Origin of the sequence: Brachybacterium sp. sponge (assembly GCF_001613775.1) — a bacterium.
Taxonomy (GTDB): Bacteria; Actinomycetota; Actinomycetes; order Actinomycetales; family Dermabacteraceae; genus Brachybacterium; species Brachybacterium conglomeratum.
In genome coordinates, this window is record NZ_LRMP01000002.1 from 1 (window position 1) to 23,968 (window position 23,968).

The window sequence follows — 23,968 nt, forward strand, 5'->3', positions numbered from 1 at the left end:
ACGCGCAGTGGTAGTCGAAGCCGTGGTGAGTGCGGTGGCGTAGAGGGTGTGACCCCCGTAGACGAAACCAGTGCGCGGCGTGACGCTGTTCCCGAGTAGCACCGGGCCCGTGAAATCCGGTGTGAATCTGCCAGGACCACCTGGTAAGCCTGAATACTACCTTGTGACCGATAGCGGACAAGTACCGTGAGGGAAAGGTGAAAAGCACCCCGGGAGGGGAGTGAAATAGTACCTGAAACCGTGCGCTTACAATCCGTCGGAGCCTTGAGGGGTGACGGCGTGCCTTTTGAAGAATGAGCCTGCGAGTTAGTGGTCGGTGGCGAGGTTAACCCGTGTGGGGTAGCCGTAGCGAAAGCGAGTCTGAACGGGGCGTTCAGTCGCCGGCTCTAGACCCGAAGCGAAGTGATCTATCCATGGGCAGTGTGAAGCGCGGGTAAGACCGCGTGGAGGCGCGAACCCACTTCAGTTGAAAATGGAGGGGATGACCTGTGGATAGGGGTGAAAGGCCAATCAAACTTCGTGATAGCTGGTTCTCCCCGAAATGCATTTAGGTGCAGCGTTGCGTGTTTCGTGCCGGAGGTAGAGCACTGGATAGGCGATGGGCCCCACCGGGTTACTGACCTTAGCCAAACTCCGAATGCCGGTACGTGAGAGCGCAGCAGTGAGACTGTGGGGGATAAGCTTCATAGTCGAGAGGGAAACAGCCCAGAACATCAGCTAAGGCCCCTAAGCGTGTGCTAAGTGGAAAAGGATGTGGAGTTGCTGAGACAACCAGGAGGTTGGCTTAGAAGCAGCCACCCTTGAAAGAGTGCGTAATAGCTCACTGGTCAAGTGATTCTGCGCCGACAATGTAGCGGGGCTCAAGCACACCGCCGAAGCTGTGTCACTCTAACGTGTGTTGGGGTGGGTAGGGGAGCGTCGTACAGCCGGTGAAGCCGCGGGGGAACCCAGTGGTGGAGGCTGTACGAGTGAGAATGCAGGCATGAGTAGCGAAAGACGGGTGAGAAACCCGTCCGCCGATTGATCAAGGGTTCCAGGGCCAGGTTTATCCGCCCTGGGTTAGTCGGGACCTAAGGCGAGGCCGACAGGCGTAGTCGATGGACATCGGGTTGATATTCCCGAACCGATCGTAGGAGGACCCATACCGAGGCGGCTGATGCTAACCACCCGAGCTGCCACCGCACCCTTCGGGGTGTGGATGGTGGTGAGGCTGGGAACCAAGGTCGTAGTAGGTCAGCGCGTGGGATGACGCAGAGAGGTAGCTTCCGCGGACTTAATGGAATAGTCCGTCTAAGCGTGCAGCCCGGCCCCGGGTAATGCTGGGGCCATGAGGGTGAGACGTGATGGGGATCCCGTATGGGCGTAGGTGAGTGATCCTGTACTGCCTAGAAAAGTTCCGGCGTGACGAATACGGTCGCCCGTACCCTAAACCGACTCAGGTGATCAGGTAGAGAATACCGAGGCGTTCGAGAGAATCGTGGTTAAGGAACTCGGCAAAATGCCCCCGTAACTTCGGGAGAAGGGGGGCCCGATCCGTGAGAGCGGAGAGGGCCGCAGAGACCAGGGAGAAGCGACTGTTTACTAAAAACACAGGTCCGTGCGAAGTCGTAAGACGCTGTATACGGACTGACGCCTGCCCGGTGCTGGAAGGTTAAGAGGACCGGTTAGAGCTCTTCGGAGTTCGAAGCTGAGAATTTAAGCCCCAGTAAACGGCGGTGGTAACTATAACCATCCTAAGGTAGCGAAATTCCTTGTCGGGTAAGTTCCGACCTGCACGAATGGCGTAACGACTTCTCCACTGTCTCAACCGCGAACTCGGCGAAATTGCATTACGAGTAAAGATGCTCGTTACGCGCAGCAGGACGGAAAGACCCCGGGACCTTTACTATAGTTTGATATTGGTGTTCGGGACGGCTTGTGTAGGATAGGTGGGAGACTGGGAAGCATTCACGCCAGTGAGTGTGGAGTCGTCGTTGAAATACCACTCTGGTCGTTCTGGATTCCTAACCTCGGTCCGTGATCCGGATCAGGGACAGTGTCTGATGGGTAGTTTAACTGGGGCGGTTGCCTCCTAAAGAGTAACGGAGGCGCTCAAAGGTTCCCTCAGCCTGGTTGGCAATCAGGTGTTGAGTGTAAGTGCACAAGGGAGCTTGACTGCGAGACAGACATGTCGGGCAGGTGCGAAAGCAGGAACTAGTGATCCGGCACCTCATTGTGGAATGGGTGTCGCTCAACGGATAAAAGGTACCCCGGGGATAACAGGCTGATCTTGCCCAAGAGCTCATATCGACGGCATGGTTTGGCACCTCGATGTCGGCTCGTCGCATCCTGGGGCTGGAGTTGGTCCCAAGGGTTAGGCTGTTCGCCTATTAAAGCGGTACGCGAGCTGGGTTTAGAACGTCGTGAGACAGTTCGGTCCCTATCCGCTGCGCGCGTTGGATATTTGAGAAGTCCTGTCCCTAGTACGAGAGGACCGGGATGGACTGACCTCTGGTGTGCCAGTTGTTCTGCCAAGGGCATGGCTGGTTGGCTACGTCGGGAAGGGATAACCGCTGAAAGCATCTAAGCGGGAAGCCTGCTTCGAGATGAGATATCCTTGCACCCTTGAGGTGTGTGAGGCCCCCAGTAGATGACTGGGTTGATAGGCCAGATGTGGAAGCACAGCAATGTGTGGAGCTGACTGGTACTAATGGCCGATGACTTACAACAACATTCTTTGTGCTTGTTGTTTACTCTGTGTGTGTTCGCGTCCACTGTGCGGTTCTTGGGGAACAACCCTGCTGCCGGCACCGTTTCTGGTGTGGGTGGGTGGCTGGTTGTGTCTCATCGTGTTACGGCGGTCATAGCGTCGAGGAAACGCCCGGTTCCATTCCGAACCCGGAAGCTAAGCTCGATCGCGCCGATGGTACTGCACTCGGGAGGGTGTGGGAGAGTAGGTCGCCGCCGGACATCTTCACTGGGAGTGGAGGAGTGCTTGAACCCCTGCGGGGTGTTCGCCTCCTCCACTCCCTTTGTCATGCCCGGGATCTGTACGCACTATGGCGCGCGTTCTCGCTCCTCGCGGGCACGGTCAGAAGCATCTCCGACGCCTGGCGCAGCGGCGGGGTGCAGTCATGGGCGCGGATCGTCCAATGTCGAGTGCTTCCGCCATGAGGGACTCCTCGGTGCTGCGTCACGTGCACCGATGCACCGAACCGAAGGGCTACGTCTCCCCGACGACTGACGATCCGCTCGGCACGTCCCGCAGCGGAGAGCTCTCGACGGGAGCTCGTGGCGGTGGCTTCGCGGTGAGTCGGACGATGGTCCGTACGTGTCGCGCGCATGGTCGGCCCCCCGGCACGGACTTGCAAGGCGGTCGACCGGACGGGTCGTTACGTTGCCAGGCACCGAGGGAGAGTCCTAGCGTCACTGCCACGAGCAGATGGCTCAGCCGGGCACACTGACCGGCGAACAGGAAGGGAGTTCCATCATGGCTGATCAGAACAACTCCGGACAGTTCGGCAACCGGAACGACACCGAGCAGCAGGCCCAGAAGGGCGGCGAGGCCAGCACCGGCAGCTTCGGTGAGAAGAACTCGGCCGATCCGAGCCAGGCCGGCCGGCAGGGCGGCCAGGAGTCCTCGGGCAGCTTCGGCGAGAAGAACTCGGCCGATCCGAGCCAGGCCGGTCGCCAGGGCGGCCAGGAGAGCTCGGGCAGCTTCGGCGAGAAGAACTCCGCCGACCCCAGCGAGGCCGGCCGCAAGGGTGGCCAGAGCTCCTGAGGCCCGTGGGGCTCAGCTCCTGCGCCCCGTGAACGTGGAGGGGGACGGCCGGACGGCCGTCCCCCTCCGCTACGCGCACCTTCCCCGCCTCGACCGTGTGACCCGACCCGACCCACAGGAGCATCCCATGTCCTTCGCCCCCACCCGTGCTGTCGTCGTCGGCTCCGACTCCGGGATCGGCAGGGCCACCGCGGTCGCCCTGGCCGAGGCCGGGATGGACGTGGGCATCACCTTCAACACCGACCGGCAGGGCGCCGAGGGCACGGCCGAGGAGGTCCGCAGCCACGGCCGCGAGGCCGTCGTCGCCCACCTCGACACCTCCGACCTCGAGAGGGCCGGGGGCGTCGTGGACCGGCTTGTCGCGCAACTCGGCGGGCTCGACGTGTTCGTGCAGTGCACCGGCTCCGGCCACAGCACCCTCTTCCTGGACACGCCGCTGGGGACATGGCGCGACGTCATGGCCGTCGACCTCGACGGCGCGTTCGTCTGCCTGCAGGCCGCCGCTCGCCACCTCGTCCAGGCCGGGAACGGCGGACGGCTCATCGGGGTCACCAGCGTGCACGAGCACCAGCCGAAGGTCGGATCCTCCGCCTACGACGCCGCCAAGCACGGCCTCGGCGGGCTGCTGAAGACCATCGCCCTCGAGCTGGGCGAGCACGGCATCACGGCCAACGCCGTCGCGCCCGGGGAGATCGCGACCCCCATGACCGGGCAGACCGATCAGGATCCCCGCACCGAGGAGCGCCCCGGCGTGCCGCTGCGGCGGCCCGGGGACGCTCGCGAGGTCGCGGCCGTCATCGCCTTCCTCGCCTCCCCCCAGGCCTCCTACGTCACGGGAGCCTCCTGGGCCGTGGACGGCGGGATGCTGCAGATGGGGCCGCAGGGCGCGGCGGCGACGGTCGACGATGCCTGGCGCCGCCCCTGAGACCGGGCAGTCCCGTGACGCCGCCGGCACCGTGAGCGGGCATGCACCGTCCGGCTCGCTCGGTTCGGCAGGACGTCCTCCTCGGCAGCGCCTCCGGCCGGTTGCCCAGGAGCCCGGTTCGCGGGACCCGGCTGGGGGTCAGCCGTCTGCCGGGCGCTGGGCGCGCAGGTCGGGCCGCCCACCCAGCCGCCGCACGGTCGACGGCGCCGCCGCACCCGCCCGCGGCGCGGCCTGTTCCGGGAGCTCGTCCCGGCGCAGGCCGGTGGTGAGGCCCGCGAGGAAGGCGTCGCCAGCGTCGGCCGGATCGGCGACCCGCTCGGTGCGACACCAGCTGCTCGCCCTCCGGCCACACCACGAGATCGCCGTCGGGGACGGAGAGCGCGACGAACCCGGCCCCGGCGTCGAGGGCGCCCCGGGCTGCGAGGCGGCCCGCCCCGTGATCGGCCGGCTCGATGCCGGTCATCAGATGCGTCTCCGCGGCGTCCGTCCGCACCACGTCGGCCGCCCCGAGCAGCCGGTCGCGGGCCGCCCCGTCGACGGCCTCGTCCAGTCGGTCCCGGCGACGCCGAGCAGGAGCACCGGCGCCTCGAGATGCCGCGGAGCGACCGCCTGATCGGCGCCCTTCCGCCGAGCATCTCCCGTCGCTCGGCGACGCGGGCGCTGCCGCTGGATGGTGGCCAGTGCTCGACGCGGAGCACGAGATCTCGGGCGATCTGGCCGATGACGAGGACACCGGTGGCAGGATCGGTCGTGGTCATGGCCGTGTCACCACGGGGGCGGCGTGCGAGGAAGGGTCATGGACCGGTGGATCGTCCTGCGCAGGATCGTGACGGCAGGGCCGGCTCGACGGCTCGCGCGGCACGTGCCAGCCTGACGGCATGTGCCGCAGCATCCGACCCCTCCACAACGTGGAGCCCGGAGGCCACCTCGCAGGAGGTGCACGATGCCGCACCGCAGCACGTGCGCAAGGTCAGCGGGATGACGAAGCCCTCGCAGGCCAACGCCGAGATGCTCGAGCGGGCGGTGGCGGATATCGCCCACGCCACCGAGCACCTGCTCGCCGATCTCGTCGCCTCCGCCCCGCCGAAGGACCGCGAGGTGGAGCGGGAGAAGGCCCGGGCCCGCAACGCGAAGCGGTTCGGGGCGCCCGCCGCGTCCTGAGCCGAGGGCGGCGTCTGCACGAAGGGGACTCCAGCAGCACGCCGGGGAGCTCAGCTCCACGCCGTGCCGCTGGAGTCCCCTTTGTGCAGGCCGGTCCCGGTCAGTGGCCCGAGCCGGGTCAGCAGACCGCGGGGACCCCGTCGGTCGTCGTCGGCGCCTCGACGGCGGCGCGCGCCTGCTGGCGGCGGTGCACGGCGAAGGACCAGCCGGCGATGCCGAGACCGGCGATCGCGAGGGCCACGCCCGTCCAGGCCGGGGCGAGCAGGCCCCAGCCGACGGCGAGCACGGCCGCGCCCAGCGCCGCGCCGAGGGAGTTGCCGATGTTCAGCGCCGAGTGGTGCAGAGCCGCGGCGAGCGAGGGCGCATCCGGCGAGGCGTCCAGCAGGAACAGCTGCAGCGAGGGGCCCATGAACTGCGAGGTGACCGCGAGGGCGAACAGCAGGAGCATCCCGGCGATCGCGTTCTCCGCCACGAGGGCGAAGACCGTGAGGCTCACCGTCATGCCGATCAGGCCGGTGAAGATCGTGCCGTAGAGGCTGCGGTCCGCGGCGCGACCGGCGAGCACGTTGCCGATCGTCATGCCCACGCCGAACACGAACAGCGCCACCGGCACCGCCCGTTCGCCGAGCCCCATCACCCCGGGCACGATCTCGCCGATGTAGCTGTACACCGCGAACATGCCGCCGAACCCGATCGAGCCGATGCCGAGCGCGAACCACACCTGCGCCCGGCGCAGCGCCCGCAGCTCACCGCGGATCGAGCCGGTGACCCCGGCGCCCTCGGGCTCGGGCACCAGGCGCCAGATCGCGATCGTGCTGAGAGCGGCGACGACCACGACGATCACGTACGCAGAGCGCCAGCCGACGACCTGCCCGAAGGCGGTGGAGGCGGGCACGCCCAGCATCGTCGCGATCGTCAGGCCCAGCATCACCAGCGAGACGGAGCGGGCTCGCCGTCCGGGCGGGGACAGGCGCGCCGCGACCAGCGAGGCGACGCCGAAGAACGCGCCGTGGGGGAGGCCCGCGACGAAGCGCGCGGCGGCCAGCACCGAGAAGCTCGGTGCCATGGCGGAGAGCAGATTGCCCAGCCCGATCAGCGCGATGAGCAGCACCAGCAGCCTCGCCCGCGGCATCTTCACGGCTGCGATCGTCACCAGCGGTGCGCCGATCACGACGCCCAGCGCGTACAGGGTGATGAGCATCCCGGCCTGCGGGGTCGAGACGTCGAGGTCTCGCGCGATCTGCGGCAGGAGCCCCATCGAGGCGAACTCGGTGGTGCCGATCGCGAAGGCGCCGAGCGCCATCGCGAGGATCACCAGGCGCAGACGTCCGGGGGAGAGCGGCGCCTGGGGAGCGTGCGACTGCGTCATCGGGGGACCTCCAGCGGCGGGACGGGGTGGGGACTCGCTGCCGACGCTGGAAGCGGAGGGGGACCCACCGATCGTAAGGGCGGGGGAGGGGCCCGGGCCAGGGCGGGGTGAGGGATGGAACGGGGTCGGGCAGAATCCCCTCATGGCACGCACCCTCGCTCCCGGCCGGCGCTCCCGCATCTTTACCCTCGACGTCGACAGCGGGGAGCGCACCCTCGTCCACGAGTCCGCAGACACTCTCTACGAGGCCCCGAACTGGTCCCTGGACGGCTCCTCGCTGTACGTCAACGGCGACGGCCACCTCTTCCGCCTTCCCGTCGGACCGGGCTCCACGCCGGAGCGGATCGACCTCGGCGATCTCCCCGAGCTCAACAACGACCACGTCCTCGACCCCGACGGGGAGCACATCTTCGTCTCCTGCATGGACTGGCACATCTACCGGGCCCCGCTCGCCTGCGGCACCCCCCGACGTATCACGAACGACGACGGCCGCCTCCACTTCCTCCACGGCGTCAGTCCCGACGGCACGACCCTCGCCTACATCGGGCTGACCGCCGACGCGGAGGGGAACTGGGCCCCGCCGAACGTCTTCACGATCCCTGCCGCGGGCGGCGAGGACGTGCAGCTCACCGACGACGAGTTCCCCGACGACGGCTCCGAGTACTCGCCCGACGGACAGTGGATCTACTTCAACTCCGAGCGGGCGCGCACCGTCTCCGGCCACGCCCAGCTGTTCCGCATGCGCCCCGATGGCACCGGCATCGAGCAGCTCACCTACGACGAGCGCGTGAACTGGTTCCCGCACGTCTCGCCCGACTCCAGCCGCCTCGCCTATGTCAGCTTCCCGCCCGGCACCGAGGGCCATCCCGCGGACAAGGACGTGATCGTGCGGCTGTGCGCGGCCGACGGCACGGGGATCCGCGACCTCGCCCGTGTGTTCGGCGGCCAGGGCACGATGAACGTGCACAGCTGGTCCCCGGACGGCCGCTCGATCGCCTATGTGGACTACCCCGTGGACGGGCTGCACGACTGAGAGGGCGCGGCCTGCTGCGACCGCTGCTCTGCAGACTCCCCGGGCCGCTCCCCGGGCCTCCCGGTACCCTGCTCGGAGCCGGTCGCAGCCGCCCGGCCCCCTCGATCCGATGCGGAGCGCCATGGAACAGATCACCGTCGCCGGACACCCCGAGCCGATCCCTGCCTCGCCCGTCGCTGCGCGCATGCTGCACGAGCGCCTCGAGGAGACCCGCGAGAAGCGTGGGGCCGACGCGGCCGACAGGCTCGAGACCCTGGTCGGCGAGCGGATCGGCACTCTCCTGGCCGGCGGGATGCCCAGCATCGACGTGGCGACGATGCGCTCGATCGTGGAGTACATCGAGCTGCCCTCGGAGGACGAGCCCGAGCCCACCGGCCTCGGCAAGGTCTTCGCTGATCTGAAGGACAAGGCCGCCCAGCGCGGCTACGGAGGGCGCATCGGCTGACGTGCCTCCGCGGCCGGACGTTCACACTTCACCCACGGTTTCCCTTATGGCGCCCATTAGCTAGCCTGGTGCGCATGATCCTCACCGGCCTCCTCCTCGGCGCCGTGCTCGGCTACGTCCTGCAGCGCTCCCGGTTCTGCGTGACCGGCGCGTTCCGCGACCTCTACCTCACCCGCTCCACCCGCTATTTCACCCCTTTCCTGCTCGCCATCGCGATCCAGGCCGTCGGCGTCGCCGCGCTGACCGGCATGGGCATGCTCGCCCCCGAGCCCGCCTCCTTCGCCCCGCTCGCCGTGATCGGCGGCGGACTGATCTTCGGCGTCGGCATCATCATGGCCGGCGGCTGTGCGACCGGCATCTACTACCGCGCCGGCGAGGGTCTCATCGGCTCCTGGGTCGCGCTGATCTTCTACGCCCTGTTCGCGGCCGTGATGAAGTACGGCCCGCTCGGCGGCTTCACCGAGGCCGCCCGCGCCCGCACCGTCGCCGACTCCACGATCCACGAGACCCTCGGCGTGAGCGTCTGGGTCCCCACCCTCGTGTTCAGCGCGATCGTCGCCGTGCTCGTCGTGCGCCGGTACCGCGCCGCCAAGGCTCGCGCCGCCGCGGGGCGCCCCTCCGTGAAGCTCCCGGCTCGTCGCACCGGCCTCGGCCACTACCTCGCCGACATCCCCTGGAGCCCCTGGGTGGGCGGCGTGCTGCTGGGTCTGATCGCGATCGCCGCGTGGCTGCTGTCCACCGCGGCGGGCCGCAACGGCGGGCTCGGCATCACCACCCCGTCGGCCAAGATCGCCACTTTCCTGACCACGGGCGACGTGACCCTCGTGGACTGGTCGGTGATGCTCGTGCTCGGCATCCTCGTCGGCTCCTTCGTCGCTGCGAAGCTCTCCGGCGAGTTCCGCTGGCGCGTCCCGGACTCCCAGACCATCCTGCGCAGCGCCGGCGGCGGCGTCGCGATGGGCGTCGGCGCTGCGCTCGCCGGCGGCTGCACCATCGGCAACTCCCTGGTGGAGACCAGCCTGTTCAGCTACCAGGGCTGGGTCTCGCTGGTCGCGATCATGCTCGGCACCTGGGGCGCGGCCTGGTTCTTCTTGCAGCGCCCGCAGCGCGCCGCCGAGGCCAACCGCCCCGCCCCGGTGCTCACCCCCGCCTCCTGACCGCCCCGCTCACCAGCTCACCGAACAGCACCCAGAATTTGCCCCGACCCTCCTTCGGAAGGACCGCTCCCATGGCCGCCTACACCCTCCAGACCAACGGCTCCGTCTGCCCGTTCCCGCTGATCGACGCGAAGAACGCGATGCAGCAGCTGAGCACGGGCGATGACCTGATCATCGACTTCGACTGCACCCAGGCCACCGACTCCCTGCCCCAGTGGGCGGCGACGGACGGTCACGAGGTCGTCGCCTTCGACCGCACCGGCGAGGCCGGCTGGACGATCACGGTCCGCAAGGGCGCCTGACCCGACCCGGCCAGCCCCGGGCCGAAGCCGACCGGCTCCGGATCGATGACCGGCCGACGGCCGGGTGCGTCGGCGCCTGTGCGCGCCCCCGCCCCCGGCCCTCGGGGCCCGCGAACGCCGCGGCGCGCTCCACGGACCGACGGGGATCAGGACCGCCGTGTCGGCAGGGATCAGAACCGCGGCGTCGGCAGGTACACGGTGCCGCCCCGCTCGCGGAACTCCCGCGACTTCTCGGCCATGCCCTCCTGGGCGATCCGCTCCTGGGAGGCGGCGTCGCCGTAGGTGTCGCGGATGTCCTGCGAGATCCTCATCGAGCAGAACTTCGGCCCGCACATGGAGCAGAAGTGCGCGGTCTTCGCGGGCTCGGCCGGCAGGGTCTCGTCGTGGTACTCCTCGGCCAGCTGCGGATCCAGCGAGAGCCCGAACTGGTCCCGCCAGCGGAACTCGAAGCGGGCCTTCGACAGGGCGTCGTCGCGCTCGCGGGCACCGGGATGCCCTTTGGCGACATCGGCCGCGTGCGCGGCGATCTTGTACGTGATCACCCCGGTCTTCACGTCGTCGCGGTCCGGGAGCCCGAGGTGCTCCTTCGGCGTGACGTAGCAGAGCATCGCGGTGCCGTAGCGGGCGATCTCCGTCGCGCCGATGGCGGAGGTGATGTGGTCGTAGGCCGGCGCCACGTCGGTGACCAGCGGGCCGAGGGTGTAGAACGGCGCGCCGTCGCACAGCTCCTGCTGGCGCTCCACGTTCTCGCGCACCAGGTGCAGCGGCACGTGCCCCGGGCCCTCGACCATCACCTGCACGTCGTGCTCCCACGCCCGACGGGTCAGCTCGGCGAGGGTGTCGAGCTCGGCGAACTGCGCGGCGTCGTTCGCGTCGGCGAGGCAGCCGGGCCGCAGTCCGTCGCCGAGGGAGAAGGAGACGTCGTAGCGGGCGAAGATCTCGCACAGCTCGTCGAAGTGCTCGTAGAGGAAGTTCTCCCGGTGCCGGGCCAGGCACCAGCCGGCCAGGATGGAGCCGCCGCGCGAGACGATCCCCGTGACCCGGTTCGCGGTCAGCGGCACGTAGCGCAGCAGCACCCCGGCGTGGATCGTCATGTAGTCCACGCCCTGCTCGCTCTGCTCGATCACGGTGTCCCGGAAGATCTCCCAGGTCAGCGCGTTCGCGTCCCCGTTCACCTTCTCCAGCGCCTGGTAGATGGGGACGGTCCCGATGGGCACCGGGGAGTTGCGCAGGATCCACTCGCGGGTGGTGTGGATGTCGTCCCCGGTGGAGAGGTCCATGACGGTGTCGGCGCCCCAGCGGGTGGCCCACTCGAGCTTGGAGACCTCCTCGGCGATCGAGGAGGTCACCGCCGAGTTGCCGATGTTCGCGTTGACCTTCACCAGGAAGCTGCGGCCGATGATCATCGGCTCCGCCTCGGGATGGTTCACGTTCGCGGGGATGACCGCGCGACCCGCCGCGACCTCGCTGCGCACCAGCTCCACGTCGCGGCCCTCCCGCAGCGCGACATAGCGCATCTCCGGGGTGATCTCGCCGCGACGGGCGTAGTGCATCTGGGTGACGCACCGGCCCGGGAGGGAGCGCAGCGGGGGCCGGCTCTCGCCGCGCCACTCGGCGCTGGCCTCGCCGCGGCGCACCGCACCGCGCCCGTCGTCGGACAGATCGCGGTCCCGGCCCGCGTACTCCTCGACGTCGCCGCGGCGCCGGATCCACTCCTCGCGCAGCGGCGGCAGGCCCTCCTCCGGGACGCAGCCGGGACCGGCGGTGCGGTACACGTCCAGCGGCGGGTTGGCCGTCCCGGCGGGGGAGGGGTCCTGGGCGATGCGGGTGACGGGCACCCGCAGGCCGTGCGCGGGGTCCTCCAGGTGGCCGAGGCTGTGGGTGGGGTAGTTCTCAGGGCGTGCGGACATGCAGTCGCTCTCCTTCTTCCTTCGCCGGCATGACCCGGGGCAGGTTCGGTCGGTGCTCGAACCGCGACAGTTCGATCTCAGCCCGTTGCGACGGGCACCCGAGGGATCGGCGACGACCGTAGCAGACGCATGCGGTCGCGTCCGCGGCGTGCACGTCCGCGGCGTCCGCGAGGGGCGCCGGACCGCCACGGCCGACGGGCCCTGCCGCGTAGAGGTCCGCGCCAGGGCCCGTCGGCCGCTCGTCCTGAAGGGTGGGGCCTGGTCAGTCCCCGTAGCGCAGCTCGACGCGGCGGTCCGCCGCATTGCCGGCGTCGTCCCCTCCGCCTCCTGCGGCGGACGGCTTCGCATCGCCGTGCCCGGTGACCTCGAGGGTGAGATCGGGGCGCTCCGCCGCGAGCGCGTCGGCGACCGCCTGGGCGCGGTTCTCCGAGAGCTGCTGGTTGTCGAAGTCATACTGCGAGCGGTCCACGGGCAGAGAGTCGGTGTGCCCGCCCACCTGCACGGTCGTGCCCTCGGGGATTTCGGCGGCGAGCTCGACGATGCGGGCGGCGGCCCCGACGGAGAGGTCCCAGGCGTTGGAGGGGAAGAGGATGTCGGCCTCGAGCACGATCACCTCGTCCTCGGCGGGCTCGCTGCCGCCGAGCTCCGTGATCGAGCGGGCGGGTTCGCACTCGGTGATCGAGCGTGCCGGGTCGTAGACCGTGATCGAGCGCTGGAGGATCTCGTCGGTGATCTCGAAGGGCTGCTCGGGCGGGCCCTTCGTCTCGCCCTCGGCGAAGGCCGCGGGCGCGCCGAGGGCCAGCAGCAGGGCGGATGCCGCGAGCGAGGCGGCGGCCGTGGCCCGTCGGCGGGCGGCCCGGGCCGCCGACGGCTCGGCCGTAGGGCGCGGGGCGCCGTGTCGGGGCGGCTCGGCGCGACGGGGCGACGGGTCGGCGGGAGAGAGGTGCGTCGCCTCGGGCTGCGGAGTCGTGCGGAGCATCCTCATCCCTCCTCGGCCTCGATCTGCACGTCCTCGAAGGAGGGGCCCGCGCCCATCACGACGTCGATCGCGGTGATGTCGTCGATCGGGGCGGCGAAGTTCGCCCAGTACGCCTGGGTGTCGCCGGAGGAGAGCTCGATCACGTTCTGCGTGCTGTTCCACATCGCCGGGCTGTCGTAGCTCTTGCTGGTGTTCAGGATGTCGTAGCGGGTGAGGTTCGCACGGTCCACGAGGGCCGGCGCCACCACGGAGTGGTTGTCGCCGTGCAGGTCGAAGAGCGTGAAGGCGCCGGGCTCGGTGAACTCCGGGGTGAAGGTGAGCAGCAGCTCGAGGGTCTCGCCGCGCCGGCGCAGGTGGTGCAGGCCCACGGTCATCGTCCCCTCCGCCTCGTCGGATGCGATGGGGTACTCGAGCGTGGCGATCGCGTCGGCCGGGTCGACGGAAGAGGCTGCCTGCGCATCGTCCGCACCGCCCGCGGAGCCCTCCTCCCCGCCGCCGTCGGACGCGGCCGGCTGCTCCTGGTCGCCGGAGTCGCTGTCGGAGCCGCCGTCGCCGGCCTCGTTCCCACCGGACTCCTCGAACTCGGCGTCGCCGCCGGTGGTGCAGGCCGCGAGCGACAGCGCGCCGAGCGAGGCGAGGGCCAGCAGGGCCCCGCGCCGGGTGGTGAGACGGATGCGGTGAGCGGTCATGGTCGGACTCCTTCTCTCGGGCGGCTGCGCGGCCGCCGGGGATGTTCTCTCACGATGTATGTCGTCGGCCGGAGCGGATCGGTTGCATCGGATCTGGGCCAATTCCTCGAGCGGTCACGCGTGGACCCTCACCACGCGCCGTGCCTCCAGCTCCTGGCCCTTCGCGGTGCGGGCGCGCAGCACCAGCTCGGCGCGCCCCGGTCCCGAGGCGGTCAGCGTCGCCTGCTGGGCGTCGACGAGGTGCTCGCCCGTGGGCAGCGTCCACACCCACGAGTCCACGCCCGCCATCTCGGCGGTGAACACCGCCTGCTCGCCCACGCGGATCTCCTCGGGTCCGGCGATCTCGAGGGAGGACGAACCGGCGGCAGACGGGGCGGACGCGTCCAGTCCCAGCAGCGCCCCGGCCCCGAGGCCGACGCCGAGCGCGAGCGCCGGCAGCGCGACGAGGAGGGCGCGGCGGCGCGGGCTTGCGGCGGGGACGTCAGCGTCTGAACCCTCCGCGGACTGCGAGGTCGTCGTGTGCGCGGTGGTCCTGTCGGCCGCGCTGGGGCGGGCGCCCGCATCGCCGTCGGCCCCCGGCGCACCGTCGACAGCTCCCGCAGTGCCGTTCGCGGCCGAGGCGCCGACCGTCTCGGGGTCGGCGCCGCCCGTCGGACGAGCGGGCGGGGGAAGGGCGAGCGCCTCCTCGATCTCGGCGAGCCACTCCGTCGCCTCGGCCTGGCGTGCGGCGGGATCCTCGGAGAGGCCCCGGTTGAGGACGTCCTGGAGCGCCTGCGGCATCTCGGCGTCGTCGATCAGCCAGCGCAGCAGCGCGGACATCGCCCAGATGTCGGCGCGGATGTCGACGGTGCCGGTGCGGGACTGCTCTGGCGGGCGGAACCCGTCGGTGCCCGCCGCGACGGTCAGGCCGGAGCTGCGGGCGAGGTCCTTGCACATCCCGAGGTCGGCGACGAGGAGCCGCTCGTCGGCGCGCACCACGGCCGACGGTGAGGACTCGATGCCAACGGCGCGCGCCGCCTCACCGCTGGTGCTGGTCAGCAGCAGGTTCCCGGGGCTGAGATCGCGGTGGACCAGCTGGGCGCGGTGCACGGCGGCGACCGCCGCGGCGAGGGGCCTCGCCACGGCGAGGACGTCGGCGCCGGCGGCGCGCCAGCCGCCCGCGCGCAGCTCCTCGACGCGGCGGCGCAGGGAGCCGCGGTCGGCGAGCTCGAGCACCAGATAGGGCTGCTGGCGCTCGTTCTGGTCGATGTCGTGGACGGAGACGAGGTGGCGCCCGCCGACGCGGCGCAGGCTGCGGCCCTCGGCGATGAAACGCTCGCGGATCTCCGGGTTCAGGCTGTGGTTCTCCGCGAGCACCTTCACCGCGACATCCGCGTCGAGCCGCTCGTCCCGCGCACGATGCACCGTCGCGAAGGAGCCCGCGCCGATCACCCCGCCCAGGCGGTAGCGCTCGCCGAGCGCCGTCACGCGGGAGCCCCGGGCACGGGATCGCCCGCGCCCAGCCGACCGGCGAGCATCGCCCGGCCGCGGCTGACCTGCGACTTCACGGTGCCCTCGGCGCGGTCCAGCTTCGCGGCGATCTGCGCGTACGGCAGCTGCTCGAGGTCACGCAGCTCGAGGGGGACGCGGTAGAGGTCCGGGAGATCCGCGAGCACCTGCCGCACGCTGACGCGCTCGGCGGTCATCGAGCTCATCCGCTCGGCGGACCGGTGCTGCTCCTCGAGCTCGACCGTGGCCCGCAGGCGCCGCAGATGGTCCGCGACGCGGCGTCGGACGATCGAATGCACCCAGGTGGTGACCTTGGAGCGGCCGTCGAAGCGGTGGATCGACTCCGCGATCGAGATCAGCGAGTCCTGGGCGACGTCCTCGACCGCACCGGGATCCAGCAGCGCGGCCCCGGCGAAGCGGTGCACCACCCCGGTGCCGTCCAGCACCTCGACGAAGAGCTCGAGCGCGGCGGGGCTCGATCCGGCGTGCTCGGCGAGGAGGGCGAGCACCTCGTCCTGGCCGTCGACCGCGAGGAGCTCGTCGGCCGTGCGGCGCGCGGCGTCGAGGCGCCCTGCCTGCAGATGTCGTGCCAGCTCATCGCCGTGCTGCGCCGTCGTCCCCGGCGGCGGTCCCCACTCCGTCCCCATGCTTGCGAGCCTATCGCGAACGGGGCGCCCGCCGAGCGGCGGACGCCCCGTTCAGGACGACATGTGGGCCGGCCAGGCCCGGAGCGAGGTCAGCGCTGCGAGGCCTCCGCGATGCGGCCGGTGTTCTGGGCCGTGCGCACGGTCGCGACCGCGAACTCGAGCCCGAGGCGCATCGCGATCAGCGCGATCACGGAGGGGATCCAGCCGAAAAGGATCGAGAGGATCAGCGGGAACGCGTTGAAGCCGCCCTCGCCGTAGAAGCTGTTCATGCTGCCCCAGGCGATGCCGAGGAAGATGCCGTTGATGATGCTCATCAGCCACATCAGCGCTGCGACGACGAACGCGATGACGTAGAGGAAGGACGAGAACTTCACGGTGATGAAGTGCTCGAACTTGAAGTCGAACAGCGCCTTGAAGAAGCCTGCCTCGCCGAAGCGGCCGTCCCCGGAGGCGCCGCCGCCGGTGGCGGGGTAGGGCGCGGCCGCGGGGCTCTGCGCGGAGCCCCAGGCCTGGTCCTGGGCGGGCGGCTGCGGGGCCGACGGCGCGCTCTGCGCACCCCAGGCGTCCTGCTGGCCGGACGCGGCGGCGGTCTGCTGGCCGTAGGGGTCCGACGACGGGGCGGCGTAGGGATCCTGCCCGGCCCCGCCCGCGGAGGGGGCCTGGTCCTGGGCGCCGAATCCGCCGCTCGACGGCTCGGGCGCGGAGCCCTGTCCGTGCTGCGGATCCAGCGGGTTGCTGCCCTCGGGCGGCTGCGACATGGTGCGACTCCTTCTGCGAGATCTGATGGACGAGGAGGAGGTCGTCGGCGCCCCCGCGCCGCCGTTCCCACCCCGACGCTCACCGTAGCCCGCGGGCAGGGGCGGCGGGGGAGCAGTCCGCCTGTGCGTCAGCGGAAGGCGCGGATCGGCAGGATCAGCACGGCGCCGACCAGGGTGAGCACCGAGCCGAGCAGGAACAGCGCCGCGAAGCTCTCCCCGCCGCCCCCGCCGACCATCGGCATTGCAAGAGCGATCGGCGCGATCACGGGCACGAGCGTCTGCGGGAGCGTGTTGCCGATGTTGGAGACGCCGAAGTCACGCGCGGAGGTGGTGGTGTCGGTGACGACCTCGGCCACGATCGCGAGCTCGACCGAGACGTACAGCCCCTGGCCGACGCCCGCGATCGCGACGCCGATGATGAAGGCGGGGACGCTGTCGGAGAAGGCGACCACGGCCAGCCCGGCGGCGAGGAAGACCGCGGCGATCATCACGACCTTCTTGCGGCTGCCCATGCGGTCCGAGAGCCAGCCGCCGAGCCCGCTGAACACCACCGCCGTCACCTGCAGTGCGGAGGAGGCGATGAAGGCGATGCCCGCCACCACCGCGACCTCGATCCCGAGCCCGTCGGTGAGATACAGGACCTGGTAGCTCATGCCGGTGGCGTAGCCCCAGTTCATGAACAGACGGCTGAACCAGGCGATGCCGTAGTCGCGGTGGGTGAAGGGATTGACCCAGAAGCTCCGCAGGAACTCGCCGAGCCTGTACGCGGGCAGCGGGTGGTCCGCGGGGAGGCGACGGTCGCGCAGGGGGAGCGCGAACAGGAGGATCGCGGCGAGACCGATCGCGGCCGGCAGCAGGAACATCAGCGCCACGCTCTGGTCCACCCGGGAGGCGACGAAGGTGCCGGTCACGATGCCGAGCGGGCCGCACAGGCCCAGCAGCCCCGACATCCGGCCGCGCTGCGCGGAGGGCACCTGGTCGGGCAGGATCGCGGTGAGCGCGCCGAGCACCGCGTTGAAGGAGCCCTGGGTGATCGCCCAGCCGAGCACCAGCAGCGGCACGTTCGGCGCGAGGGCGACCAGTGCGAGGCCGACGGTCCCCACCAGCGCGCCGCCCACGATCCACGGGCGCCGCATCCCATGACGGGAGCGGGTGCGGTCGCTGAGCTTGCCGAACAGCGGGTTGCAGATGATCGCCAGGGCGGAGCCGACCCCGAGCACGAGGGACAGCAGCTCGGCCGCGCCGTCCGGTGCGACCTGCTTGGCCCGCACCCCGAGGGTGAGGGAGGTGGGGGTCAGCAGCGCGACCCACATGCCGAAGTAGGCCAGGGCGTAGCGGGCCATGAAGGCTGCGCTGACGGGGGTGGTCGGTCCGGTCGGGGCCGGAGGTGCGGAGGTGGTGCCGGGCTGCGTCGTTGCGCTCATGCGATCCTCCCGGATCGGTACATCGTCGTCGGTGCAGAGACCCGTCGGTCGGGCGTGGCGGCGAGCATAACCCAGAAAACATGCGCACGGAGGTTTTATGCCGGCAGGTGGAGGTTTTTCGACCGGCCTAGGATCGGGCCATGGCCACCACACCCGAGACCAGGGACGACGACGTCCAGATCGGTCGCCGCGGCTCGTACTCCAAGGGCATCGCGCGGCGTCAGGAGATCCTCGACCGGGCCCTGGAGGTGTTCCGGGAGAGAGGGCCCGAGGGGACCTCCCTGCGGCGCGTCGCCGAGGAGATCGGGGTCTCCCACGGCGCCCTGCTGCACTACTTCCGCTCCCGGGAGCAGCTGCTGCTCGCGCTCTACGAGCACACCGAGACCCATCGACAGGAGCTGCGCGCCGAGGAGCCCGAGGACCTCGGCGCCGTCGAGCGCATGCAACGGGCGGCGCGCGTCAACGTCGAGCGCCGCGGCTACGTCCACCTCTACTCGACCCTCGTCGCCTCGGCCCTCGAGGACGGCGAGAGCGAGACCCGGCAGTACTTCACCCGACGCTTTGAGCATGTGCGGGAGAGCGCGGCCCGCGCGCTGAGGCGCCAGCAGGAGGAGGGCACCCTGCGCGAGGACCTCGACGTCGACAAGGTCGCCGCGCTCGTCGTCGCCGCCTCCGACGGGCTGCAGACCCAGTGGCTGCTCGACGACGAGGTCGACCTCGAGGGGAGCCTCGGGATCCTCGCGGAGCTGCTGCGCGGCTGAGCCCGCAACGGCGGGAACCTCAGGTCGTTAGTGGCCTCCGACTGCAGGGGGACGAGCGTGCGGGCAGGATCGCACCGTGAGCTGATGCGACGCCCGCGGGGTCGCCCGCACCATGGGCCCATGACCTCCTCGCCCCCTGCCCCGGCCCTGGCCGCACCGGCTGTCCCCGCCCCCGCGAAGCGGCGGCGCCTGCTCGTCCTCGACATGGTGCGCGGCGTCGCGGTCGCCGGGATCCTGTTCGCGAACGTCGCCACGATCCTCGGCGTCTTCGTGCAGTGGGACGACGGCGTCCCGCCGCTCAGCCACACCCTGCAGCAGCTGCTCGTCCAGCAGCGCTTCTTCCCGATCTTCTCCCTGCTGTTCGGGGTGGGCTTCGGGATGCTGCTCGCCTCCGCCGAGCGCCGCGCCGCCCGCCCCCGCCTGGTGCTCCTGCGTAGGCTCGCGACCCTCGGCGGGCTGGGGGTGCTGCATCAGCTCCTGCAGCCCGGCGAGGCGCTGCTCATCTACGCGATCATCGGCATCGCCGTGCTGCTGCCCGCCTCCTTCCTCCCGCGGCCGTGGCGGACCCGCATCGCGGCGGCGGCCGGCCTGGTGCTCACCGCCGTCGCGGCACCGGTCGGCGGGATGGTGCTGATCCCGGGCCTGTTCCTGCTCGGGCTCGCGCTCGCCGAGGCCGATCTGCCGCGCCGCGCCGAGGAGTCCGTGCGTCCAGGTGCGCTGCTCGCTCTCGCCGCCGGTGCCGCGGCCGCCCCGTTCGTCGTCCTGCAGCTGCTGAGCCCCGAGACCGCCGGCTTCGATGCGGTCAGCTCCGTCGCCGGCCTGCTCAGCGGCATGGCGCTGGTGGGCGTGCTCGCCGTGCTCCTGCACACCCCGCTGCGCGGCCTGCTCGAGGCGGTGTTCGCGCCGCTGGGGCGGATGGCGCTGACCAACTACGTCGGTGCGTCCGTGATCGGCGTGCTCGTCGGATGGCCGCTGTACGCCCCGCTGTCGGGCCTGCTCGGGCGGGACAGCGTGCTGATCGGAGGCACGGAGATGTTCGCGATCTGGGGCGGATGCGTGCTGCTGCTGGTCGTCCAGTCACTGCTCTCGCGCTGGTGGCTGGCCCGGTACGGGCAGGGGCCGCTGGAGCGGCTGTGGCGCTGGGCGACGTGGAGTGGGGTGCGGGGGCGAGATTCGGTCTGATCGCTGCCGGTGGAGGAGGCCGCTGGCGTCAACGCTCGGCCAGCGCTCGATCGATCGCCGTCCACGCAAGGGCGGTGGCGGCGTCGAGCAGCGCCTGCTCCGCGACGGGACCGAGGGTCGCGTCCGCGAACTCCGCCTGATGATTCAGCACCGGGTAGCAGTCCAGCCCCACGTAGGGATGGAGGGACGGCACTGCCTGGGAGACGTTGCCCATGTCGGTCGAGGCGTTCGCCATCCTCGCGCCCGGATGATCCGGGCGGAACACCCTGCCGAGCCGCTCGGCGTTCGCGGTGTAGAGCGCGTCGAGCTCGTCCACGCGCTTGAAGCTGGCGTACGGCTTCGACTCCAGCTCCATCTCGAGTCGGCACCCGGTGGCCAGCGCGCCGGCCTCGAAACAGGCCCGCACCTGCTGTTCGACCCTCTCGAGCTCCTCGAGGTCCTTCGCGCGGACGTACCAGCGCCCTCGAGCACTGCCGGCGATCGAGTTCGGAGCTGTCCCCGCCTCGAGCACGACGCCGTGCACGCGGGTGGTGGCGGGAAGCTGCTGACGCAGCAGGCCGATCGCGACCTGCGCGATGGTGAAGGCATCAGCCGCATTGACGCCTTCAGTGGGGAAGGCGGAGGCGTGCGCGGCACGGCCGTGGTAGCTCACCGCCCAGTGCGCGACCGCGAGCGGGTCCGCCCGGGCGACGTCCACTGGGCCGGGATGGGCCATCATCGCCAGATCGAGTCCCTCGAACGCTCCACGCTCGAGCAGATCGATCTTGCCCCCGCCGCCCTCCTCGGCCGGTGTCCCGAAGACCTCCACCTGGAGCCCGAGTGCCTCGGCGACCCGGGAGAGGCCCGTCGCGGCTCCCACGGTGATCGCCGAGATGAGGTTGTGCCCGCAGGCGTGACCGAGCCCGGGCAGAGCGTCGTACTCCGCCATGATCCCGATGCGCAGAGGGGGAGCGGCCCCCGCGGTCGCGCTGTCCCGACCGGCCGCGGCACCCGACGGGTGCACCGCGTGCAGTGCGGTCTCCAGGCCCAGATAAGGCTGGGTGACCTCGAAGCCAGCCGCTCCGAGGCGCTCGCCGACGCGCTGCGACGAGCGATGCTCCTGCCAGCCGAGCTCGGGCTCGCTGTGCAGCTCGCGTGAGAGGGAAATGAGGTCCTCGCGGTGAGCGAAAATCTCCTCGCGCACATGCTCCTTCAGCAGGTCGGCGTGGGGACCATGACCCGTGTCGTCCGTTGTCGCGACACCCTCGGGGCCGCGGGGCATCGCCCCGCGGCCCGTCGCGTCGTGCTCGTCGATCACTCGTCCCCCGGAACGCCGTATGAGGGGGCGAGATTAGGGCGGAGACCGCGGGTGACATAGGCGTCGCGCTCGGTCATCCAGTGGGTGAGGATCTCGCCCATCTGCTGGATCGGCCCATCGGCCCAGTCCACACGCACGTCCGTCACGCGCCAGCCGGCGTCGTGGACGACCGAGAGGCCGCACGAGTGCACCTCGCCCATCTCGCCGCCGGCCTTCTCGCCGGCAGCGAGCCCGGCCAGGAGCTTCAGCTCGAGTTCCCCCTCCGTCGCGGAGAAGGCGTCGACCATCCGCTGCGGCACCTCGGGGGAGGAGAGCAGGTTCCCGGCCGCGACGACCTGGTCCCCGACGACGACGTCGTGCGTGCCCAGGGTGCCCTCGCCGCTGAAGTGCCCGATGCTGCCTGCGGCGTCGACCACGGCGAGCTGGCGGAAGCGCGCGGTCTCGTAGCCGTCGAGCGCCCGGTCCAGCGCCTCCTGCGCTCCGAGCCCGCTCTCGAGCAGGTCGAGGATCTTCGGACCGAGGGTCGGATCGGTGACGTTCTGGGAGGTCACCGCACCCACCCCGTCGCGCAGGTGGATGCACCGCGCTCCGACGCAGGGCGAGGACGAGGTCAAGGCGATGCCGAGAGCCCCGGTGCTCGGGTCACGGCCCACGATGGAGAAGGTCATCGGGTCAGTCCTCCTTCGAGATCACGGCGGTCGCGTCGATCTCCACGACCCACTCGGGACGGGCGAAGCCCGAGACGATGATGCCGGTGGAGACCGGGTGGACGCCCTTGAGCCACTTGCCCATCGCCTGGTAGACGGGCTCGCGGTAGCGGACGTCGGTCATATAGACGACGAGCTTCACGATGTCCTCGAGGCTGGAGCCGGCCTCCTCGAGCAGCTCCTTGATGTTCGACATCGCCTGGTTCGTCTGGGCGACGACGTCGCCGTTACCGACCACCTCGGTGGTCTTCAAGTCCTGGCCGACCTGTCCGCGCAGGTAGACGATCCCGTTCGCCACGACGGCCTGAGCGAGATCGTTGTCGAGATTCTGCTCTCGATAGGTGTCCTTGGTGTTGAACGGGCGGATCCGGGTGTGCTTCATGGAGGATTCCTCTCGGGGAGTGGGGGAGCGGTTCAGGCGGAGGCGGGCACGAGGCCGGGGGCGGGCTCGTGCACTACGGGCTCGGTGCGGGTCGCGACGTCCATCGCCTCGCGCACCAGCTCGCTGACCTCGCTGAAGTCGTAGTTGTTGTAGACGGCCAGCAGGTGGGAGAACGGCGGCGACTGTGCGAACAGCTGGAAGGTCAGGCGGTGCCCGGCGTAGTCGGAGTTCAGCAGGTCGCGGGTGAAGGTGAGCATCTTGCGACGCTCCTCCGCGCCCTCGTCGCCCACGGTGAAGTACTTCTCCAGCAGTCCCGAGATCTCGGGGTTGTCGAAGCTGGAGGCGCTGGGCACGAGGCTGATCTGGCAGCCGGAGAGATCGCGCACCAGGTGCATGATCTCGGGCAGCTGATCGCAGGCCTGGACCCGGGCGGAGTACATGATGTGCGGGTTCGGCATGAGGAGACCTTCCGGGCTCTTCTGCGCGGTCTCGATCGCGGCGATGAGATGGGCGTTGATCATCTCGCGGTACGCGGCGATCCGAGCGATCTTCTCGCGGACCCCCTGATGCTTCTTCACACCGGTCTGCTGCACGCTCAGGTAGGCCGCGCCGAGCAAGTAGTCGGCATGGCGCAGGTGACGCTGCAGGAACGGGAAGACGCTGTAGCGGTGCAGGGTGGAGCGGATGAACGAGGCCGCCTCGGTGTGCCGGTAGAAGAACACGTCCTCCCACGGGATCTCCACGTCGTCGAAGATCAACATCGTGTCGATCTCGTCGAAGCGGTTGGAGAGCGGGTAGTCCTCCATCGGCTTGGTGCCGGCGAAGCCGCTGCGGCACACGTGCTTCAGGCCGGGGGCGCCCATGCGGGAGAGGAATCCGACCGCGTACTCGGACTGCGGGGCGTTGTTCCAGTCGGCGATGGTGGGCTTGACGAAGGCCTGGTTCGCGTACGCGGCGGCGGTCTCGAACTTCGCGCCCCGGACCACGATCCCGTTGTCGGTCTCCTTGACCACGCGCAGCAGGCAGTCGGGATCCTGCTCCTGCGGCCACTTGGAGCGATCGCCCTTCGCATCGGTATTGGCCGAGACGTGGAAGGGATCGTGCAGCACGGTCTCGCGGATGTGGCGGGTGATGTTCTCGGAGAACCGCGGATCGATCCGGTCCAGGACCTCCTTGCCGTCGAAGAGCGACCACATCTCGCCGAAGGTCTCGTCGCCCACCCGGGTCACGACCCCGCCGACGTCGGACAGCACCGTCTCGACGGCGGTCTTCTTGTCGTACCAGTCCTGCTTGGTCTTCGGCGGCTTCGCGCCGACGGGGCTGCGCTCGCCGGACTCCTCATCGACGTATGACATGACGTCCTGCGTCTCGGGCTCGTGGGCGAGGTCGTAGATCCGCGCGCGGATGTCGACGATCGGCTTGAATGCCGGATGGTTCGGGACGTCCTCGACGCGGTCGCCGTCGATCCAGACCTGACGGCCGTCCCGAATGGACTCGATGTACTCCTGGCCAGTGCGGATCATGGCACTCTCCGTTCTCTTTCCTGTAGCCCAGGGCATGCCGCATAGCGGCACCCTCTGGAAGGTCGTGGG

The 23,968-nt window shown here is 70.0% G+C and carries 20 protein-coding genes, 2 rRNA genes, 1 pseudogene and 1 riboswitch; of the genes and pseudogenes, 11 read left to right on the forward strand and 12 right to left on the reverse strand.

Annotated elements, in window-relative coordinates; genetic code table 11:
- The 5 genes and pseudogenes from A4A78_RS08080 to A4A78_RS08105 all read left to right on the forward strand — a co-directional run.
- A 23S ribosomal RNA gene (locus A4A78_RS08080) occupies positions 1–2,710 on the forward strand; the annotation flags it as partial.
- A gap of 122 nt (positions 2,711–2,832) precedes the next feature.
- Positions 2,833–2,949 (forward strand): 5S ribosomal RNA (gene rrf, locus A4A78_RS08085).
- A 520-nt stretch (positions 2,950–3,469) separates the two neighbouring features.
- The gene (locus A4A78_RS18350) at positions 3,470–3,760 is read left to right on the forward strand and encodes a hypothetical protein (RefSeq protein ID WP_062948161.1); all 291 of its coding nucleotides are present in this window, start codon (positions 3,470–3,472) and stop codon (positions 3,758–3,760) included.
- A gap of 127 nt (positions 3,761–3,887) precedes the next feature.
- Positions 3,888–4,685: an SDR family oxidoreductase gene (locus A4A78_RS08095; RefSeq protein ID WP_082835254.1), complete on the forward strand. Its 798-nt coding sequence runs from the start codon at positions 3,888–3,890 to the stop codon at positions 4,683–4,685.
- An 878-nt stretch (positions 4,686–5,563) separates the two neighbouring features.
- Positions 5,564–5,846: pseudogene (locus A4A78_RS08105) on the forward strand (DUF2277 domain-containing protein).
- A gap of 118 nt (positions 5,847–5,964) precedes the next feature.
- Here A4A78_RS08105 and A4A78_RS08110 read toward each other — a convergent pair.
- Positions 5,965–7,215, reverse strand: a complete 1,251-nt coding sequence (locus A4A78_RS08110) for an MFS transporter (protein WP_062948165.1) — start codon at positions 7,213–7,215, stop codon at positions 5,965–5,967.
- A 142-nt stretch (positions 7,216–7,357) separates the two neighbouring features.
- On the opposite strand from A4A78_RS08110, the gene A4A78_RS08115 reads away from it, so the two are divergent.
- The 4 genes from A4A78_RS08115 (at position 7,358) to A4A78_RS08130 (ending at position 10,152) form a co-directional block, all read left to right on the forward strand.
- Positions 7,358–8,248 carry a TolB family protein gene (locus A4A78_RS08115; RefSeq protein ID WP_062948167.1) on the forward strand — a complete coding sequence of 297 codons (891 nt, stop codon included), beginning with the start codon at positions 7,358–7,360 and terminating at the stop codon, positions 8,246–8,248.
- A 121-nt stretch (positions 8,249–8,369) separates the two neighbouring features.
- A complete protein-coding gene (locus tag A4A78_RS08120; protein ID WP_062948169.1) occupies positions 8,370–8,693 on the forward strand; it encodes a hypothetical protein in 324 nt (107 codons plus the stop codon).
- Between the two features lie 74 nt (positions 8,694–8,767).
- On the forward strand, positions 8,768–9,850 hold the full coding sequence (locus A4A78_RS08125) for a YeeE/YedE family protein (protein WP_062948171.1): 1,083 nt from the start codon (positions 8,768–8,770) through the stop codon (positions 9,848–9,850).
- A 71-nt stretch (positions 9,851–9,921) separates the two neighbouring features.
- Positions 9,922–10,152, forward strand: coding sequence for a sulfurtransferase TusA family protein (locus A4A78_RS08130; protein WP_010552177.1), 231 nt, complete (start codon positions 9,922–9,924; stop codon positions 10,150–10,152).
- A 170-nt stretch (positions 10,153–10,322) separates the two neighbouring features.
- Here A4A78_RS08130 and thiC read toward each other — a convergent pair whose 3' ends face one another.
- The 7 genes from thiC to A4A78_RS08165 all read right to left on the reverse strand — a co-directional run bounded on the left by thiC (position 10,323) and on the right by A4A78_RS08165 (position 18,047).
- Positions 10,323–12,062, reverse strand: coding sequence for a phosphomethylpyrimidine synthase ThiC (gene thiC, locus A4A78_RS08135; RefSeq protein ID WP_062948173.1), 1,740 nt, complete (start codon positions 12,060–12,062; stop codon positions 10,323–10,325).
- Positions 12,060–12,174, reverse strand: a riboswitch (TPP riboswitch). (Overlaps the previous gene by 3 nt.)
- Before the next feature lie 150 nt (positions 12,175–12,324).
- Complete coding sequence (locus A4A78_RS08140) at positions 12,325–13,041, reverse strand: OmpA family protein (protein ID WP_062948175.1); 717 nt, start codon at positions 13,039–13,041, stop codon at positions 12,325–12,327.
- A 2-nt stretch (positions 13,042–13,043) separates the two neighbouring features.
- Positions 13,044–13,730, reverse strand: coding sequence for a hypothetical protein (locus tag A4A78_RS08145; RefSeq protein WP_062948177.1), 687 nt, complete (start codon positions 13,728–13,730; stop codon positions 13,044–13,046).
- 114 nt (positions 13,731–13,844) lie between these two features.
- Complete coding sequence (locus A4A78_RS08150) at positions 13,845–15,197, reverse strand: serine/threonine-protein kinase (RefSeq protein WP_062948179.1); 1,353 nt, start codon at positions 15,195–15,197, stop codon at positions 13,845–13,847.
- A complete protein-coding gene (locus A4A78_RS08155; RefSeq protein WP_062948181.1) occupies positions 15,194–15,865 on the reverse strand; it encodes an RNA polymerase sigma factor in 672 nt (223 codons plus the stop codon). The genes A4A78_RS08150 and A4A78_RS08155 overlap by 4 nt, the downstream gene beginning before the upstream one ends.
- An 89-nt stretch (positions 15,866–15,954) precedes the next feature.
- Positions 15,955–16,623, reverse strand: coding sequence for a DUF4282 domain-containing protein (locus tag A4A78_RS08160; RefSeq protein WP_062948183.1), 669 nt, complete (start codon positions 16,621–16,623; stop codon positions 15,955–15,957).
- A 128-nt stretch (positions 16,624–16,751) separates the two neighbouring features.
- Entirely contained in the window at positions 16,752–18,047 is a 1,296-nt protein-coding gene (locus A4A78_RS08165) for an MFS transporter (RefSeq protein WP_062948185.1), read from the reverse strand.
- 140 nt (positions 18,048–18,187) lie between these two features.
- Here A4A78_RS08165 and A4A78_RS08170 point away from each other — a divergent pair, with 140 nt between their 5' ends.
- Together A4A78_RS08170 and A4A78_RS08175 are read left to right on the forward strand one after the other, a co-directional pair.
- Positions 18,188–18,808, forward strand: a complete 621-nt coding sequence (locus tag A4A78_RS08170; protein WP_062948187.1) for a TetR/AcrR family transcriptional regulator — start codon at positions 18,188–18,190, stop codon at positions 18,806–18,808.
- A gap of 120 nt (positions 18,809–18,928) precedes the next feature.
- Positions 18,929–19,990 carry a DUF418 domain-containing protein gene (locus A4A78_RS08175; protein WP_062948189.1) on the forward strand — a complete coding sequence of 354 codons (1,062 nt, stop codon included), beginning with the start codon at positions 18,929–18,931 and terminating at the stop codon, positions 19,988–19,990.
- 28 nt (positions 19,991–20,018) lie between these two features.
- Here the strand turns inward: A4A78_RS08175 and A4A78_RS08180 are convergent, their stop codons facing one another.
- Genes A4A78_RS08180 through A4A78_RS08195 form a run of 4 tightly spaced genes read right to left on the reverse strand, consistent with a single transcriptional unit; the run spans position 20,019 to position 23,899 of the window.
- Positions 20,019–21,287 (reverse strand): M20 family metallopeptidase, encoded by a 1,269-nt coding sequence (locus tag A4A78_RS08180; RefSeq protein WP_231880994.1) that lies wholly within the window; start codon positions 21,285–21,287, stop codon positions 20,019–20,021.
- Positions 21,284–21,955: a DUF1028 domain-containing protein gene (locus tag A4A78_RS08185; protein WP_062948191.1), complete on the reverse strand. Its 672-nt coding sequence runs from the start codon at positions 21,953–21,955 to the stop codon at positions 21,284–21,286. The genes A4A78_RS08180 and A4A78_RS08185 overlap by 4 nt, the downstream gene beginning before the upstream one ends.
- A gap of 4 nt (positions 21,956–21,959) precedes the next feature.
- On the reverse strand, positions 21,960–22,376 hold the full coding sequence (locus A4A78_RS08190) for a RidA family protein (protein ID WP_062948193.1): 417 nt from the start codon (positions 22,374–22,376) through the stop codon (positions 21,960–21,962).
- Positions 22,377–22,408: 32 nt separating this feature from the next.
- On the reverse strand, positions 22,409–23,899 hold the full coding sequence (locus tag A4A78_RS08195; protein ID WP_062948195.1) for a 4-hydroxyphenylacetate 3-hydroxylase family protein: 1,491 nt from the start codon (positions 23,897–23,899) through the stop codon (positions 22,409–22,411).
- Positions 23,900–23,968: the final 69 nt, after the last annotated feature.

What these genes read in the sequence shown, in the direction of transcription:
- A4A78_RS08195 (WP_062948195.1), bottom strand. Translation starts at nt 23,899, where the DNA reads ATGATCCGCACTGGCCAGGAGTACATCGAGTCCATTCGGGACGGCCGT.
- A4A78_RS08095 (WP_082835254.1), top strand. Translation starts at nt 3,888, where the DNA reads ATGTCCTTCGCCCCCACCCGTGCTGTCGTCGTCGGCTCCGACTCCGGG.
- A4A78_RS08130 (WP_010552177.1), top strand. Translation starts at nt 9,922, where the DNA reads ATGGCCGCCTACACCCTCCAGACCAACGGCTCCGTCTGCCCGTTCCCG.
- A4A78_RS08185 (WP_062948191.1), bottom strand. Translation starts at nt 21,955, where the DNA reads ATGACCTTCTCCATCGTGGGCCGTGACCCGAGCACCGGGGCTCTCGGC.
- A4A78_RS08115 (WP_062948167.1), top strand. Translation starts at nt 7,358, where the DNA reads ATGGCACGCACCCTCGCTCCCGGCCGGCGCTCCCGCATCTTTACCCTC.
- A4A78_RS18350 (WP_062948161.1), top strand. Translation starts at nt 3,470, where the DNA reads ATGGCTGATCAGAACAACTCCGGACAGTTCGGCAACCGGAACGACACC.
- thiC (WP_062948173.1), bottom strand. Translation starts at nt 12,062, where the DNA reads ATGTCCGCACGCCCTGAGAACTACCCCACCCACAGCCTCGGCCACCTG.
- A4A78_RS08175 (WP_062948189.1), top strand. Translation starts at nt 18,929, where the DNA reads ATGACCTCCTCGCCCCCTGCCCCGGCCCTGGCCGCACCGGCTGTCCCC.
- A4A78_RS08190 (WP_062948193.1), bottom strand. Translation starts at nt 22,376, where the DNA reads ATGAAGCACACCCGGATCCGCCCGTTCAACACCAAGGACACCTATCGA.
- A4A78_RS08110 (WP_062948165.1), bottom strand. Translation starts at nt 7,215, where the DNA reads ATGACGCAGTCGCACGCTCCCCAGGCGCCGCTCTCCCCCGGACGTCTG.
- A4A78_RS08140 (WP_062948175.1), bottom strand. Translation starts at nt 13,041, where the DNA reads ATGCTCCGCACGACTCCGCAGCCCGAGGCGACGCACCTCTCTCCCGCC.
- A4A78_RS08165 (WP_062948185.1), bottom strand. Translation starts at nt 18,047, where the DNA reads ATGAGCGCAACGACGCAGCCCGGCACCACCTCCGCACCTCCGGCCCCG.
- A4A78_RS08160 (WP_062948183.1), bottom strand. Translation starts at nt 16,623, where the DNA reads ATGTCGCAGCCGCCCGAGGGCAGCAACCCGCTGGATCCGCAGCACGGA.
- A4A78_RS08170 (WP_062948187.1), top strand. Translation starts at nt 18,188, where the DNA reads ATGGCCACCACACCCGAGACCAGGGACGACGACGTCCAGATCGGTCGC.
- A4A78_RS08120 (WP_062948169.1), top strand. Translation starts at nt 8,370, where the DNA reads ATGGAACAGATCACCGTCGCCGGACACCCCGAGCCGATCCCTGCCTCG.
- A4A78_RS08145 (WP_062948177.1), bottom strand. Translation starts at nt 13,730, where the DNA reads ATGACCGCTCACCGCATCCGTCTCACCACCCGGCGCGGGGCCCTGCTG.
- A4A78_RS08155 (WP_062948181.1), bottom strand. Translation starts at nt 15,865, where the DNA reads ATGGGGACGGAGTGGGGACCGCCGCCGGGGACGACGGCGCAGCACGGC.
- A4A78_RS08125 (WP_062948171.1), top strand. Translation starts at nt 8,768, where the DNA reads ATGATCCTCACCGGCCTCCTCCTCGGCGCCGTGCTCGGCTACGTCCTG.